19 protein-coding genes are annotated in these 15,310 nt (G+C 54.0%); all 19 read right to left on the bottom strand.

The genetic code is table 11. From position 1 onward, the window contains the following. Positions 1-26: 26 nt before the first annotated feature. On the bottom strand, positions 27-1,223 hold the full coding sequence (gene fliY / locus C7445_RS02305; RefSeq protein WP_134158451.1) for a flagellar motor switch phosphatase FliY: 1,197 nt from the start codon (positions 1,221-1,223) through the stop codon (positions 27-29). Then, positions 1,213-2,208, bottom strand: a complete 996-nt coding sequence (gene fliM, locus C7445_RS02300) for a flagellar motor switch protein FliM (RefSeq protein ID WP_134158450.1) — start codon at positions 2,206-2,208, stop codon at positions 1,213-1,215. The genes fliY and fliM overlap by 11 nt, the downstream gene beginning before the upstream one ends. A 17-nt stretch (positions 2,209-2,225) precedes the next feature. After that, on the bottom strand, positions 2,226-2,660 hold the full coding sequence (locus C7445_RS02295) for a flagellar basal body-associated FliL family protein (protein ID WP_134158449.1): 435 nt from the start codon (positions 2,658-2,660) through the stop codon (positions 2,226-2,228). After that, on the bottom strand, positions 2,657-2,872 hold the full coding sequence (locus C7445_RS02290) for a flagellar FlbD family protein (RefSeq protein WP_134158448.1): 216 nt from the start codon (positions 2,870-2,872) through the stop codon (positions 2,657-2,659). The genes C7445_RS02295 and C7445_RS02290 overlap by 4 nt, the downstream gene beginning before the upstream one ends. A gap of 67 nt (positions 2,873-2,939) precedes the next feature. Next, positions 2,940-3,800, bottom strand: a complete 861-nt coding sequence (locus C7445_RS02285; RefSeq protein WP_243834891.1) for a flagellar hook-basal body complex protein — start codon at positions 3,798-3,800, stop codon at positions 2,940-2,942. A 67-nt stretch (positions 3,801-3,867) separates the two neighbouring features. Continuing rightward, complete coding sequence (locus tag C7445_RS02280; protein ID WP_243834890.1) at positions 3,868-4,284, bottom strand: hypothetical protein; 417 nt, start codon at positions 4,282-4,284, stop codon at positions 3,868-3,870. Beyond that, positions 4,281-4,742 carry a flagellar hook capping FlgD N-terminal domain-containing protein gene (locus C7445_RS02275; RefSeq protein WP_134158447.1) on the bottom strand — a complete coding sequence of 154 codons (462 nt, stop codon included), beginning with the start codon at positions 4,740-4,742 and terminating at the stop codon, positions 4,281-4,283. Before C7445_RS02275 ends, C7445_RS02280 begins: the two co-directional genes overlap by 4 nt. A gap of 15 nt (positions 4,743-4,757) precedes the next feature. After that, positions 4,758-6,101 carry a flagellar hook-length control protein FliK gene (locus C7445_RS02270; RefSeq protein WP_134158446.1) on the bottom strand — a complete coding sequence of 448 codons (1,344 nt, stop codon included), beginning with the start codon at positions 6,099-6,101 and terminating at the stop codon, positions 4,758-4,760. Between the two features lie 40 nt (positions 6,102-6,141). Then, positions 6,142-6,837 carry a magnesium transporter MgtE N-terminal domain-containing protein gene (locus C7445_RS02265; RefSeq protein WP_134158445.1) on the bottom strand — a complete coding sequence of 232 codons (696 nt, stop codon included), beginning with the start codon at positions 6,835-6,837 and terminating at the stop codon, positions 6,142-6,144. Further along, positions 6,828-7,286, bottom strand: coding sequence for a hypothetical protein (locus C7445_RS02260; RefSeq protein WP_134158444.1), 459 nt, complete (start codon positions 7,284-7,286; stop codon positions 6,828-6,830). Before C7445_RS02260 ends, C7445_RS02265 begins: the two co-directional genes overlap by 10 nt. Then, positions 7,283-8,599 (bottom strand): FliI/YscN family ATPase, encoded by a 1,317-nt coding sequence (locus tag C7445_RS02255; protein WP_279586202.1) that lies wholly within the window; start codon positions 8,597-8,599, stop codon positions 7,283-7,285. The genes C7445_RS02260 and C7445_RS02255 overlap by 4 nt, the downstream gene beginning before the upstream one ends. Then, positions 8,583-9,377 (bottom strand): FliH/SctL family protein, encoded by a 795-nt coding sequence (locus C7445_RS02250; protein ID WP_134158442.1) that lies wholly within the window; start codon positions 9,375-9,377, stop codon positions 8,583-8,585. The genes C7445_RS02255 and C7445_RS02250 overlap by 17 nt, the downstream gene beginning before the upstream one ends. After that, the gene (gene fliG / locus C7445_RS02245) at positions 9,370-10,380 is read right to left on the bottom strand and encodes a flagellar motor switch protein FliG (protein ID WP_134158441.1); all 1,011 of its coding nucleotides are present in this window, start codon (positions 10,378-10,380) and stop codon (positions 9,370-9,372) included. The genes C7445_RS02250 and fliG overlap by 8 nt, the downstream gene beginning before the upstream one ends. Positions 10,381-10,412: 32 nt before the next feature. Further along, positions 10,413-11,936: a flagellar basal-body MS-ring/collar protein FliF gene (gene fliF, locus C7445_RS02240; protein WP_134158440.1), complete on the bottom strand. Its 1,524-nt coding sequence runs from the start codon at positions 11,934-11,936 to the stop codon at positions 10,413-10,415. 38 nt (positions 11,937-11,974) lie between these two features. After that, positions 11,975-12,289 (bottom strand): flagellar hook-basal body complex protein FliE, encoded by a 315-nt coding sequence (gene fliE, locus C7445_RS02235; protein ID WP_134158439.1) that lies wholly within the window; start codon positions 12,287-12,289, stop codon positions 11,975-11,977. A gap of 20 nt (positions 12,290-12,309) precedes the next feature. After that, complete coding sequence (gene flgC, locus C7445_RS02230; RefSeq protein ID WP_134158438.1) at positions 12,310-12,744, bottom strand: flagellar basal body rod protein FlgC; 435 nt, start codon at positions 12,742-12,744, stop codon at positions 12,310-12,312. A gap of 5 nt (positions 12,745-12,749) precedes the next feature. Beyond that, positions 12,750-13,154, bottom strand: coding sequence for a flagellar basal body rod protein FlgB (gene flgB, locus C7445_RS02225; protein ID WP_134158437.1), 405 nt, complete (start codon positions 13,152-13,154; stop codon positions 12,750-12,752). Positions 13,155-13,348: 194 nt separating this feature from the next. Beyond that, complete coding sequence (gene hslU, locus C7445_RS02220) at positions 13,349-14,740, bottom strand: ATP-dependent protease ATPase subunit HslU (protein WP_134158436.1); 1,392 nt, start codon at positions 14,738-14,740, stop codon at positions 13,349-13,351. Between the two features lie 15 nt (positions 14,741-14,755). Further along, positions 14,756-15,298 (bottom strand): ATP-dependent protease subunit HslV, encoded by a 543-nt coding sequence (gene hslV / locus C7445_RS02215; RefSeq protein WP_134158435.1) that lies wholly within the window; start codon positions 15,296-15,298, stop codon positions 14,756-14,758. Between the last annotated feature and the right edge of the window lie 12 nt (positions 15,299-15,310).

Raw genomic sequence — 15,310 nt, 5'->3', positions numbered from 1 at the left:
TTACCTCCGGAATGTAGAATGCGGGGTTACGACTGCGTGATACGTTGGTCGGCCTGGACAATATCCGTGACCCGCACACCAAAGTTTTCGTCGATCACGACAACTTCCCCAATTGCAATCTTTTTGTTGTTTACATAGATATCGACCGGCTCACCAGCCAACTTGTCCAGTTCCAGAATGGAACCTGGAGCTAACTCCAAAATCTCGCGTATCATCTTCTTCGCACGCCCGAGTTCCACCGTGACACTCAACGGGACGTCGTACAAGAGAGACAAATTGCGAGGTGGGAATGTGCGTTCATCCGCGTCCGCGCCAAAGTCAACAAATTGGGGACGGTGCACATCCACTCGTTGCAGCGGTTCGGCGGCAGCAGCCACTTCCGCCATGGCGACAGGAGGATACTCGCTCATGCGCCTTGCGGTCGAATCAAGACTACCCAAGGTTTGAGGTGCTGCTTTCGTGCCGGCAGTTTCATCTGCACCTGAGGCTGGCACGTCAGCCGATTTCGCTACAGGCGTAGACGCAGTCTCCTCGCCACCGCCAAGCCCCATCGTACGAACGATTTCTTGGGCAAACTCGATGGGCATCAGCTGCATGATGTGAGAGTCGATTAGGTCATCCACACGCAACTGAAATTCGACATTAACAAGAGCCCCACCTTCACCAAACGCCTGCTGCCCTTCACTTGATGCTAGGTCGACAACACGTACTGTCGGCGGAGAAATATTGATATACCGGCCGAACATCTGGCTCATCGACGTCGCGGCGCCACCCATCATCTGGTTCATTGCCTCGCCCACAGCGCTCAGATGTAGCTCATTGAGTTCCCCAGACGTATTGGTACCATCCCCGCCAAGCATCAGGTCGGCGATCCGCTTCGCGTCGTCGATCTCGATGGCGAGCGCATTCGAGCCCCGCAAGCCTTCGGTAAAATCCACTTGAACGAGAACATAAGGCGTGGGAAAACGAGCTTCCACGTCGTCTTGCCGGATGAGAGAAACGCGCGGTGTCGTGATATCTACACGGTGTTGCAGCAGCGTCGAAAGGGACGTCGCAGCCGACCCGAAGCTTATATTTCCGATTTCACCTAAGATATCTGCTTCTTCCGAATTGAGTTCAAGATGGTCACTCTGTGCTGAGCTTGCGGTCTCACCGCTGACCCGATTCGCATTCAGAAGCGCATCGATCTCGTCCTGTGATAACTTCATCTGATCATTCACGATCGATGTCCGCCCCCCATTCGCGTACGATTTTCACAGCATACATGCGATTCTTTTTGCCTATACTCGCCCAAAATGCCGGAGCGCCATCCACATAGACGAGGGCTGGATCGCGTATCGACTGCCGAAGTACAATCGTGTCGCCTACGGCCAAATCGAGGACTTCGCTCATCTTCAACGTCGTATCGCCCATTTGAACACGAACGTCGACCGGAACGCCAAGGACCCGCGCCTGAATCCGTGCGTCTGCGCCTCGCGATCCTTGTGCATGTCTACCTGGATCCATGTAATATCGGTTGCTAAGCATCGGTATCACAGGTTCGATCGTAGCGTGTGGAATGCATAGATTGACGAGGCCAGACGTATCCCCCACGCGCACACTCATCGTCACGACCAAGACCGTCTCGTTCGGTGTGGTCAACTGCAAAAATTGCGGATTGCTCTCGAACGACAGAAACGCCGGTTCGAGTGACGCCACGCCGCTCCAGGCGTCCGCCAGAATGGACGACATCGGCTCGAATAAACGGCGCAGCAGCGTGACTTCGATGTCCGTCAATTCCCTCTCGCGATAAGGTCCAACGCTGTCGCCGCCCATATATTTATCGAGCATGGCAAACACGACCTGCGGATTCATTTCCAGGACGATCCTGCCTTCGAGAGGGGACATCTCAAACAACTGCAAAACCGTTAAGACCGGGATCGACCGAATGAACTCTTCATATGGCACTTGATCAACCGATTCCACCTGAATCTGCGGAACAGATCGCAACTGACCGGACAGATGTGTCGTCAACAACCGGCAGAAATGCTCGTGCATTCTCCTGAGCACGCGCAAATGGTCCTTGGAGAAGCGCATCGCCCGGCGAAAATCGTACGACCGAACGCGAACCGACTCCTGCTCGTTACGCATGGCCGCGGTGTCGATTTCGCCACTCTTAATGGCCGACAAAAGCGCGTCGATTTCGGATTGTGACAGGACCTCCGACACGATTACACCTCCTTTCGCTATTGAACGAGAATTTGCGACAAATATGCCGCTGTCACCCTACCTGACGGGAGCAGCTTGTTGACATCGCGGACGATCGTGCTCTTTAACTGATTCAATCCGGCATCGCTTCGCAACTCATCCGAACTGAATTGACGCATGATCTCGTTGACCTGATCAGAAACTTGCGGTTGCATTAAGTTCAATTCCTTAGCAGTGGATTGATCTGCCGCCTGCAGCGTCAGGGTAAACTGAATGATTCCGGACGCGTCCAAATTCGTTGTCATCTGTGGCAAGGTTACCTGCAGTGCCGCCATCTGTTTGGCAGACATGCTGACAGGTGCATTGCTCGCATGATGATGCTTTTTCATATAGAGCAGCACACCGACGGCAATGCCAGCAAGTACGACAATGCCTATCACAATCCACATCATGGTTCGTATTGCCTGTTTCATGGGCGATCCTCCTGTTGCACGACCGCCCGCGTCAAGCCGATTTGTCGGTAGATGTCGATTAACTTTGACGTGATGACCCCTGGATCCTCCACGACCACGTATTTGTGTCCATTTGCCATCGTGATCACCGAATCTGGCGTCGCTTCGATCGTCTCCACGAGCAAAGGATTCAACCACAATTCGGAGCCATTGAGACGCGTCACCCTAATCATCGGCCCATTCTCCTTGACGCGCAGCACGAAACTGCGCGCCATTTCAAAATCGCGGGGCAAGTGCTAATTACGAATTTTTCATATTGACCAAGGCCTGCAAAATCGCATTGTCAGTGCCAATCATGTGTGTATTGGCCACGTATGCGTTTTGCGCGACAATCATTTCGGCAAACTGTTGCGACAGGTCGACATTTGACTGCTCCAACTCACCAGCCGCGAGCGTACCGTATGTGCCTTGGCCAGGCGTCCAATAGGTGGCACTGCCGGCCGGTGCACTCTGCGCGTCAAACAAGTTGTCTCCCGTTTTGACCAAGCCAGCTGGATTTGGCACCTGTGCCAACGCAAGATAACCAAGCGTCTGCGTCGTCGTGTTGCCTGAGCTGTTCGTTACACTCGCCGTGATGGAACCATCGCTGCCAATCGTAACGTTCGAGACTTGGCTGCCACTCCCTGCGAGTGTTAGCACATTCATCTTCGTAGTCGGAGCAGTTGTGCTTGAGGCAGTGGGTGCCGAAGAATATCCCAGCGCGATCGTTCCATCGGGCAAAACCAAATTGCCTGCGCTGTCGATCGAAAAATCACCAGCTCGGGTTAAATAATCGTGGGTGCCATCGGTCACGACAAAGAACCCATTCCCTTGAATCGCCACATTGGTTGCAACGCCCGTCGTTGAGTCTGCGCCTTGCGACATATCCATCTGTGTCGCCGCAACCTTCACACCAAGGCCAACCTGCTCAGGATTGACACCGCCGGCAGTTGTCGAACCTGCGTTTCCACCAGCCATGGTTTGGCTCAGCACGTCGCTAAATTCCGCACTGTTCGACTTATACCCCACCGTATCGACGTTGGCGATGTTGTTACCGACAACGTCCAAGTCCGTCTGAAATGCTTGCATACCGGAAATAGCAGAGTTCATAGAACGCAGCACTACAATTCCTCCTTCGTTTCGCGCCGCCCTGCCGGATCAGTCGATCTCCGGCAAGCAAGTCCCCGCACTAACGGTCCAACTTGTCCAAAAAAACGACGCTGTCGATTTGTGTGACAATAGATTGTTCACGGTTGTCCAACGCAGTGACCACAGTTCGCGATGGCAAGTTGACGACAAATCCAGCTCTGCCCGCAACGAGGTACGCATTCTTGGCACCGCGCGCTTCAGCCTGTTGCGCCGCCTTCTCCATGAGATCAAAATCCTGTTTCGAAATGACAATGCCGCGTTCAGACAATCGTTGTTGCGCGTGTTGGCTGAGCTTCCAGGAAGGCCCTGCTGCAGCTTGAAACAACGCGTCGCGAAACGAATTCCCTGAAACCGGCGACTGTCTGTTATGAGACATCGGTGTAGACGGTGACGAATCCGCCGCACCGGCAGAAATTCTACGTTGCCAATCGCCGTTCCAGCCGGAGACAGCGGTCACGACATCTGCACCACCTGCGTGATCGGATAGGATGTCCCGTTGACAACGACCTCTGGACTGCCCTGGGACATCGAGATCGCAGAAACGGTTCCTTGTATCTGTTGCCCGGAGTTATCGGTTATCGCTACCTGGGTGCCTAGTAACTGATGCGCGAACAGCAGGTTGGTTTCACTGGTCAGCGACTGTATCGCCGACAGTACTTGTGAATCGGTCTGGGCGATGTTCGTCATTTGTTCCAATGCGCTAAACTGTGCAAGCTGTGCGATCATCTGCGTGTTGTCCTGAGGGGCGAGCGGATCCTGGTTTTGCAACTGCGTAACCAATAGCTGAAGAAACGAGTTCTCATTGAGTTGACCACTCGGGTTCACGGTGTTTGCGCTCGCACTGTTGTTGCTGCTGACAGTTGCCGAACCCGCCACGCTTGTATTGGGGGATGACGTATTCACAACAGTGGTCATGATTTCACCTCCATGTCACACGTACAAATTGAGTAAACGAGCATCTAAGTCAGTTATCGCCGCCGAAACAGACTGTTTCCTAGCGACGCTTTGGGCAGATGGAACGCTGTTTGCCTGCATCCGCGACTCGCCGTTTGATCGATCACCGCGATCGCGCTGTCCATCCGAAGCCATGGATAATGACATGCTGCTTACGTTCAATCCCGCTGCCTGCATACTCTGCTGCATATCATTCAATTGACCCTGTAACCAAGCGAATGCGGCCTGTTCCGAAGCTACCACCTGCACGTCCATTCCATTTCCCGACTGTGTCACGATAATCTGCAGTTCACCCAAGCCATGAGGCTGCACTTGAATGTGTAGCAGCGCATTCCCCTGCTCGGCGTGAGCCGCCACCATCGTGCCCAGTGTTGTAACTGCCCCTGATGCACGAGCATCGATGACGGATCCGAAGGCGGTGTGCGCTGGTGTGTGCGGATCGACCGTTTGATTCGAAGTGTGCGCCGCATCCCATTGGGCTGAGACTTGTCCGATATTCGCTGTCGATGCGAGCACCGGTGTTCCCTCGTGATTTGCACGCAACTTGTGTGCGTTGGCCTGACTCATCTGGCCAGCCATCATCGTGCCTAACTGCTTTTCACGCGAAGCGCTCACACCAGCTTTCTGATCCATCCCATCTACAAGTCGAGACCCAAGTGCCTGTGCAAGCGGCGCCCCAACATGATTCATATTGCTTGCCGACGCGGCAGAATGACGCAACACATCCGACAACGCCTTCGTTTCACTGCGGTCACGCTCGTCATGGATGTGCGATCTCGTTTCTGTCTGAGCAGTCGCCCGTGCCGTCTCCGCGATCTCGCCACCGTCCCCAAGAGTTGCGGCAACGCTGGTTCCTGAGCTGAGCACCTCACGCTTGCTTGTAGCCAAACGGCTTGAAAGAAGTGCTTGGTTGCTCACAGCGTTCACCTGAGACACAGATGTGCTCAAGGTTTCCGTCGCACTTGCCGCCATGTTCTGCCCAGCGTGATGATCAACTCTTGTTGGCGGCATGTTCGGAAACCGCTTGGCGGCTCTCATCCCTGCTTCGTCGACAGACAATGTACTCCCTGTGGCTTTGGCTGCCTGCGCCGCCAACAAGTCCACAGACATGTGATTCGCTTCTTTCGCACCTGGCTTGGAAGCGGGTGATCCAACGCTTCCTGGAAGTTGAACAGGCAGACCAGGCAACGGCCCTTGTAAACTACCGAGCATTGCCGCGAAGAGATCGGCTTCTGTACCACTCGCCTTCGACCTGTTTTCGCCCTGTGTAGCGTCTGTCGGGCCACTTGACCCCTGCGCCCCAACTGCGCGAATCCCCACATTTTCACCTCCCTTCACAGTGACATGGCAAACCGTTTGCTCACGGCAGCGAACTGCTGTTGTTGTTCACAATCCCCGGCGCATTTGTGCCGTTTCCCATGCCGTTTGCGCTGGAGTTGGATGTCGCTGATGATTGCTGGCGCTCATCGATTGCAGCTTGCTGAAGTATCGAGCTCGCTGTCGTCGTCGGTAGCGCCTGCAAAATTGGCCCTGAGACGTCCGGCGTCATTTCGGCCACCGCCCACGCAGCCTTCACGGGCGGCATTTTCTCAAGCACGAGCGCAGCGGCAGAAGGATCCATTTGCGCTAACACTTTCGCCTCGTCCGAGCCCTGCTGTACATCGGATACCTGAACCGCCAGTTGTGATTTCAAAGACTTGACCTGTGCTCCTAGCGCCGAATTCTCTGCCTTGGCCTTCTGCCACTCTTGCGTCAATTGTGCAACCTGATTTTGCAGCGACAGAATCTGTGCCCGTTCAGCGACAATCGTACTGTGGAGTGTGGCAGTGACACTCTGATTTGCAGCCGCGGGTTTTGCGTGCACTCCGAATACGGACGATACCTTCTTCCAAACCGGCACACCCAAAACCTCTAGCGCACCGACCAAGACGGCAAGTGCAACCATGACAGGAATCACGATGACAAGTACAATCCAACCAACTTTATGTCCTTTTTTCTCTTCCGTCTGCTCCGGAACGCGATCAGCAGTCGAAGCTGCTTTCTGCTTTATCGCCATGTGTCGTCGGCCGCCTTTCGGTAACGCTGCAATGCGAGCTCATCCATGTCTACTTGCTCCCGCTTTTCGACATCGACTCGATGCTCCCAATCCGCTGCATCGGACAATTGCACCCACGTTTGCGTGGCCGTGTAGCGATCATGGAGGTATTGGCGCTGCTGCTCCATGTCCTTCACTGCCTGCCGCCATTCCCTCTCTGCGGCCGTCAGGCGCATCTGCAACCACTGTCCGTGTGCGTCGAACAATTCCCACTCCCGATAATCTCCTGATCTGAATATCGACGCACACTGTTGCCGCCGTACATCCTCCATCGTTTCCGCGATCTCATACCAAGTGTTGCGTACACGCACCTCAGCATCTGCGGCCTGCTTGTACTCCCGCTCAGCCGCTTGTTCCAGGCCTGCCATCAATTTTCGATAACGGTGTGCAAATCGACGGAAATCGCTCATGATACACCTCCGGCAAGGGCGGCAAGCCGCGCCATCGTATCGGCAAACGGCGTGTGATCATCCGCTTCTTGTTGGAGCAATGCCCGAATCGCAGCCATTTTTTCGATCGCGATATCGACGTCAGCATCTGTCCCATTACGATAAGCACCGATGCGAAGCAGGTCCTCAACCTCCTGGTGTTTACTCAGCCAGCTCCGTACCATCCGCGCTTGCTGTTGATGTTCCGAACTCGCCACCGTCGAAAACAAACGCGAAATGCTAGATAAGATATCAATGGCTGGATAGTGCCCCGCGTTAGCCATCTTCCGGGACAGCACGACATGTCCGTCAAGAATACCGCGGACCGCATCGGCAATTGGATCATTCATATCGTCACCCTCGACGAGCACGGTATAAAACGCGGTGATGGTACCTGACTCGCCTGGCCCGGTTCTTTCCAGGAGTTGCGGCAGCAGCGCAAATACAGAGGGCGTATACCCGCGCGAAGACGGCGGTTCTCCTGCAGCCAATCCCACTTCCCGCTGTGCCATGGCGAAACGAGTGACCGAGTCCATCATGAATGCAACACGTTTTCCTGCATCGCGAAAATGCTCGGCAATCGCCGTCGCCACAAAAGCCGCCTTCATCCGGATAAACGCAGGTTGGTCCGAGGTGGCGACGACCACCACGCTGCGCTCAAGACCTGCTTCTCCCAGATCCCGCTCGATAAATTCACGGACCTCACGCCCCCGTTCACCAACCAGCGCGATCACGTTCACATCCGCATCGCTTCCGCGCGCGATCATCGATAAGAGCGTGCTCTTGCCCACGCCGCTTCCGGCAAACACGCCAACACGTTGCCCTTCCCCCAAGGTCAGAAGCGCGTCGATGGCTCGAACCCCTGTTGCAAGTACACGTTCGATCCGACGTCGGCGAAGCGGATGCACCGGCCGTCCCAGCACCTGTCGATACGTGACCTTGCCAACAATCGCACCGCGGCCGTCGTCCGGTTCCCCAAGGCCGTTTAACACGCGCCCCAACAGACCTTCCCCACAGGCAACCGCGAGCTGACGCTGCAAAAACGTAACAGGCGCTCCCGGGGCAATGTTGACTAGTTCAGATAACGGCACCAGGAGCAATCGGTCATCGCGAAATCCGGTTACTTCTGCCAGGCAGGGCCGCGCCCCCCCGTGGACAATGCACAAATCGCCTAGCGATGCCCGTGGCCCTGTGGCCTCAAGGGCCGTACCCACCAATTTCGTCACGCTGCCCTCGATCCGCAACAACCGCCTAGGGCTGAGTTCATCCGTGACAGTCTCAAGCAGACTCCACATCGCCGGCATCTCCTTCCTCTGCCAGCCTTGTGAGCCAGTCCGTGAGCTCCGCGAGACGCACCTGCATCCTTCCGTCAATGTGCACAGAATCCGCCCAAATCTCGCAATCACCCGGGTTCATCGACGGATCCGGGATCACCTGAACAGCCCACTGGCCCATGCCGCGTAGCGACCATGTCGGTTTGGTATCACAAGCCGCCTGATAGTCGTCCGGATGCACACGGACACAGACAGAGGCAGCCTGAATCACCTGTTGCAGCATGTCCTCGATCAGTTGATCGATGGCGACAGACGCCAGCGCGAGTTCCCGGCCAAGAAGCGTCCTTGCAACCGCGATCGCAAATTGGCTGAGCGCAGTTTTTTGTGCCATTATGCGTCTGTTCCAATCCGCCTGCATGTCGCTCGCCAAGGCGTCGAGCTTGTCATACTCAGTTTGCTTCCACGAAGCGAATTCCCGCGCCGCAGCCGCGAGTCCCTGTTGCATGCCCTCGTCATAGGCCAGGCGCCGGACTTGTTCCGCAATGGAATCCGCCTCTTCGCGAGCGCGCGCAACCACTTCTTGCGCCTCTGCCACCGCTCGTTGCAAAATGATGGTTCGTTCCCGCTCTGCTTGTTCGATCGCCATCTGACGAAGGCGCCCAACTGCATCCTCGACCAAAGCAGACTCTTGTTGCTGAACTTCGGTCCCCTCAATGGATGGGGACGAAACAGCAACCTCGGGAATGGCAACGCAATCGATATGTGGAATCACTTGCTCGCGCTTCACGACGTTAGACAATGATATCGTCCCCCCCGCCACGCGAGACGACAATTTCGCCGATATCCTCCAGGTGCCGAATCACGCCAACGATGCGTTGCTGGGCATCCTCGACATCGCGCAAGCGAACGGGCCCCATATATTCCATGTCCTCTTGAAACTGCTCCGCCATGCGTTTGGACATGTTGTTGAACAGAACTTCCTTGACGTCTTCACGCGCAACCTTCAAGGCCAATTGCAGATCGCGCGCATCGACCTCGCGAATAACCCGCTGAATGGCTTTGGAATCGAGGAAGATGATATCCTCAAACACAAACATGCGCTTCTTGATCTCGTCGACCAAATCGGGATCGCGAGTGGCGAGTTGCTCGAGAATACTTTTCTCTGTGCTTCGATCAACGCCATTTAATATGTTGACAACGGCCTCAATCCCACCCGTGTGAGAATTGTCAACCGCCGTCATCGTCGAGAGCTTCGATTCGAGGATTTCCTCGACCTCGGCAATGACGTCGGGGGACGTCCCTTTCATGGTTGCAATCCGCCTTGCGACATCCGCCTGCAGTTCCGGAGGCAATTCAGAAATAATCATCGCAGCTTGACTGGGCTCGAGATACGACAACACCAAAGCCACCGTTTGCGGATGTTCATCCTGCAAAAACCCTAACACCTGATTCGGATCCGCCTTGCGCGCAAAATGAAACGGACGAACCTGCAAGGCAGATGTTAAACGCGCAAGTACATCCTGTGCTGATTGCGGACCCAAAGCGCGCTCCAAAACCTCGCGGGCATAATCGATCCCACCCGTTTGAATGTATTCCTTTGCCATCGCAAGATCTCGAAACTCTTCCAAAATGGTTTCTCTCTGTTCCATTCCAACTTTGTTTACGTTGGCAATTTCAAACGTCAACTGGTCTACTTCATCTTGAGATAGACGTTTAAAAATCTCAGCTGCGACATCTTGACCCAGCGCGATGAGAAGAACAGCTGCCTTTTGCTTGCCGGACAAAGACGATCGGCGTTGCATCTCATCGCCTCCTTGCTACATTCACGAATTTGTCACTCCGATAACCATGAACGCAGTAGACTTGTAAAATCGTCCGGCCGTTGCTTTGCAAGGTTCACCAGTTGTGAACGAAGCACTTCTTCTTCCGTTAGTGGTAGTTCTTCCAACTCGTTCTCGAATACATCCGATAAAACCGTAGGTATCTGCAATTCCTTAGCCCGTGTTTGGCGGCGTCGATACCAAACGACGGCCCCGCCAATCACAAGCAAAAGCAACGCGCCGAGAGCATAGACGAAGCGGTGCGAGCCCGGTGTCACCAAAGTGGTCGGCTGTTGCATGGAGGTGAACGGAACCGCGGAGACACTGACCTGATTTTTCCCCTGCGTCTGCGTTCCTCCAATAACCCCCGCCACGAAATTCTTGATCTGAGCCTGCACGGCTGGCGTAATGCTCTTGTCATTGCTGTTCAGCAAGACGCCGACCGAATAACCCTGAACTTGCATCGGATCGGACGTGGTCTGCTGATTTTGATAGCTAAACGCGTAATTAGTTGTCGTGTTAGAGGACGTCGAATTTGAACCTCCGCTGCCACCGGCAGCATACGTGGAGTTCAGGTTCGGATTCGTGCCCGCCTGCCCTGCGGCACCGCCTGGGCCCGTCCCGTTTGTGGTCTGCGACTTATCGATCTGGGTGCTCGTCACAAAACCGTTGGTTGAACCCGGAGCATTGTACAAAACATGAGACGTGGTCTGCGTTTGATTGAACGTCACGTTCGCATGCACGACAACGACAGCGTTTTGTGCGCCAACAATCTGCTGAAGACCCGAAACCAGTTTCTGTTGCAGATCGTTCTCCAGTTTCTCACGCATCGCTAACTCCGACGAAGCTCCTGTGACCGTCGATCCGGTGGAGGGCGTGTCACTGGACAATGTATCGCCGTACTGATCCACCACCGTGACATTGCCGACACTCAACCCTTGTACTGAATGCGCCACAAGTTCTTGAATACCAGCAACTTGCGCCGGCGACAACTGCACACCAGTTCCCAGCGTTACAAATACCGACGCTTTCGCATCCGAGGTTGGCTGAGTCACGAAAAGTTGCTGCTGAGGCATGACAATGTGAACCTGTGCCGATTCCACACCATTCATGCTGGAAATCGTCGCATTCAAGCTCTGTTGCAGTGCGTCGAGCACCTGGATATTGAATTGATCCTGTGTAAGACCAAACGACGTACTCACGCTCGAGTAACCAACATAACCCGATTGCGGCAAACCCGCCATCGATAGTTGTATACGAGCTTCGTCCGCCTCGCGGGCGGGAACCAAAACCGCGGTGCCCTGAATTTGATTCGGAATCTTTAAGGTATCGAGTTCCTGCTGCACCTGGCCAAGCGACTTATCATCGAGGCCCTCCATAATGGTCACATAATGTGGGCGCGAAGCGACGAACACAATCGTCGCGAGTGCCGCCAACGCAGCGACAAACGCGATTATGGCATTGCGTCGGGCAAAGGGAGACAGAGCTGTCCATCTCCCTTTTACATGGGTCCACATCCCCCGCAGGGTTTCATTCAACGCATCTCACCCTATTTCAATCATCGCAATGACAACGATTAAATTTGCATATTCATCATGGTCGAGTACGCTTGCTGTACGCGTGTAGCAACTTGCGACATCATATCAACGGCCAACGTCGCTTGCGATTCAGCAATCATCAATTGCGCAGTTGAAACGGGTCCACCAGCCGCATATGTCACCGCCATTTGATCAGCAGACTGACTTAGAGAGTTCACCTGATCGATCGCATGCGCCAAGAACTCCCCGAAACTAGTCCCCCCGCTACTTCCTGCTCCTCCTACCGGAGTCGTACCCGCGGCGCCGGTCGCTGTAACCGCGTTTGCAACATTCGACACAACTGCAGGAATCATAGCCAACGCCTCATTCCGATTTATTTACCAATGCTCAGTGCACTGATGTCCATTTGTTTTGCGGCATCAAATGCTGTCGCATTCGCCTCATAGGCACGCGAAGCCTGAACAAGATCAACCATTTGTGTCGCAATATCGACGTTGGGCATCTTCACGTATCCATTCACGGCATCCGGGCTGGATGGATCGTATACCAACTGGAATGGACTGGAATCTTGGGTGATGGAGGAGACTTCTACACCGTCGCCACCGTACGCCATGGCCTGACCGAGCGTGGTTTGAAAACTCATTGGCTGTTCAACCGCTTGGAAGTTTACGATTTCCGAGCGATAAGGCCCTCCTTGGGGCGTACGCGTCGTGTTCGCATTCGCAATGTTGTTGGCAATCACGTTCATCCAAAGTTGATTGGCCGCAAGGCCGCTGGCACTAATATTCATGCTGGAATTCTCAAACACTCAGCTCAACTCCCCGTGATTGCAGTCCGCATCCGTGTTAGACGGTCCGAAACGTCCTGAACCAACGTATCGTACCGCACCTGATTTTCCGCGAGCAACGTCATCTCTTGAGTAATGTCGACATTATTACCGTTGTTTTCGACAGTTGTCGAATTATCGGTGTAAACAATCGGACTGACGTTTGGCAACGTATTGACATTGACAGAATTCCCGCCTGAACTGACAGGAATATGGTATTGACCCATCTGAGCCTGTCCGGTACCATCCAATGCACTTTGCAAATAGGACTCAAACGCCACATCCTGGCGCTTATAACCCGGTGTTTCGGCATTTGCAATGTTGTTTGCGTATACAGATTGGCGCAGAGTTGCAGCATCAATGGAACTCTGCAGTAGCTGAAAAACGTTCATTGGACTCGCCTCGATGCAAATTGTGACTAGTTTCGATACGAAACTACAAATTCGGCACACCTCAGTCGAATCCTGCCGAGTAGAGCGAAGAACAAAAAAAACTATTTCTTATCGTTCATCCCCATACAAAAATGGGTGAAACCGAAAATCGGTTTCACCCAACACTTCGATATGGAAGCAAGCAATCTGAAACTTTACAAGATAAATTGACTCAAGTCACGATTCACAACAATACCCCCAAGTTTTTCATCAACGTACTGTCGGGTGATTTGAATCGACGGTAGGTTGACATCCGGAGCCTCAAATGAGAGATCTTCCAGGACCTTCTCGACAAGTGTGTGCAATCGCCTTGCACCAATGTTCTCCGTTTCCTGATTCACCTGCTGCGCCATTTCGGCAATTCGTTCGATCGCATCATCGCTAAATTCCACGCGAATCCCCTCAGTCTCCAGCAAAGCCGTATACTGCTTGAGTAAAGAATGTTCGGGTTCGCGAAGGATACGCATAAAATCTTCCTTTGTCAGCGGCTCCAGCTCCACTCGGATTGGAAAACGCCCCTGTAACTCCGGAATAAGATCCGAGGGTTTTGCGACATGAAACGCACCGGCACCTATGAACAGCATGTAATCCGTCTTGACCGCTCCGTACTTCGTCGAAACGGTGGATCCTTCTACGATGGGCAAGATATCCCGTTGCACACCTTCGCGTGACACGTCTGGGCCGCGTTGCTCCCGTCCAGCGATTTTATCCATTTCATCGATGAAGATAATGCCATGGTTTTCGGCCCGATAAATCGCCTCGGCCGTGACGGCATCCATATCGATCAGTTTTTGGGCTTCCTCCTGGGTGAGGACCTTACGGGCTTCCCGAACGGTCATCTTTCGCTTGCGTGTCGACTTGGGCAGCAGATTCCCCAGCATTTCTTGCAGATTGCCGATGCTCTCAGGACCAACGCCCGGCATGAACCCCAAAGATGGTGCCGACTGTTCTTCGACATCAATTTCGACGTATTTATCCTCAAGTTCCCCAAGCAGCAATTTATGCTTCGTGCGCCGCCGCTCCTCCCGGACACTGTCGGAACTTGGTTCAGCAGTACGATCGCCGTTCTGGGTGCCGCCAAATAACATTTCGAACGGATTTTTCACCCGCGATCGCGCACTCGGATCCGGTACAAGCGCCTCAACGATGCGGTCATTCGCGCGCGCTTCCGCCTCGTCCTTAACTTTTTCTGCATGCTCGGTCTTCACCATCCGCACAGCCGTCTCGACGAGATCACGTACCATGGCTTCAACATCGCGGCCCACATAACCGACTTCCGTGAATTTGGTGGCCTCCACCTTGATGAAGGGGGCACCCACCAACTTACTAAGACGTCTTGCAATTTCGGTCTTACCTACACCGGTAGGCCCAATCATGAGAATGTTCTTGGGCGTTACTTCCGCTTGCAACTCTGGGCTCAGTTTCGCTCTGCGCGATCGGTTGCGAAGAGCGACAGCCACCGCCCGCTTAGCAGCGCGTTGCCCGACGATATAGCGGTCGAGATGTTCCACTATTTGACGTGGCGTCAATTCGCGTTCCATCACCATTCGAATCCCTCCTCGTCACTCGACGACTTCCAACACGATGTGATCGTTCGTAAAAACACAAATTTCGGATGCGATCTCCAAAGACTTGCGGGCGATCTCCGCTGGCGTCAAATCTGTATTGCGCGCCAAAGCGCGCCCGGCCGACAATGCAAAAGCTCCACCAGAGCCGATCGCGCAAATGCCGTCGTCGGGTTGAATGACCTCGCCTCCGCCGGAGACGATTAAAAGATCTGTGCGATTCATTACAAGGAGCATCGCCTCAAGTTTCTGCAAAACTTTGTCTGACCGCCATTCCTTCGCCAATTCAACGGCCGATCTCTGTAGATTTCCTTGAAACTCCTCGAGCCGCTTCTCAAATTTCTCAAACAAAGTAAACGCATCGGCAACCGAACCGGCAAACCCAGCCACTACCTGGTCCTTATAAAGACGCCGAACCTTGCGGGCTCCTTGTTTCATAATCATGCTATTACCCAAAGTCACCTGGCCATCGCCGGCCATCGCACCTTTACCATCTTTCAATATGGCGAAAATGGTTGTCGCATGCATCGACATATCCATCCCATTCGCTCC

It is taken from the genome of Alicyclobacillus sacchari (assembly GCF_004366795.1).
GTDB lineage: Bacteria > Bacillota > Bacilli > Alicyclobacillales > Alicyclobacillaceae > Alicyclobacillus > Alicyclobacillus sacchari.
The sequence above is the reverse complement of the archived record's forward strand: the minus strand, read 5'-3'. Positions and strand labels throughout refer to the sequence as shown.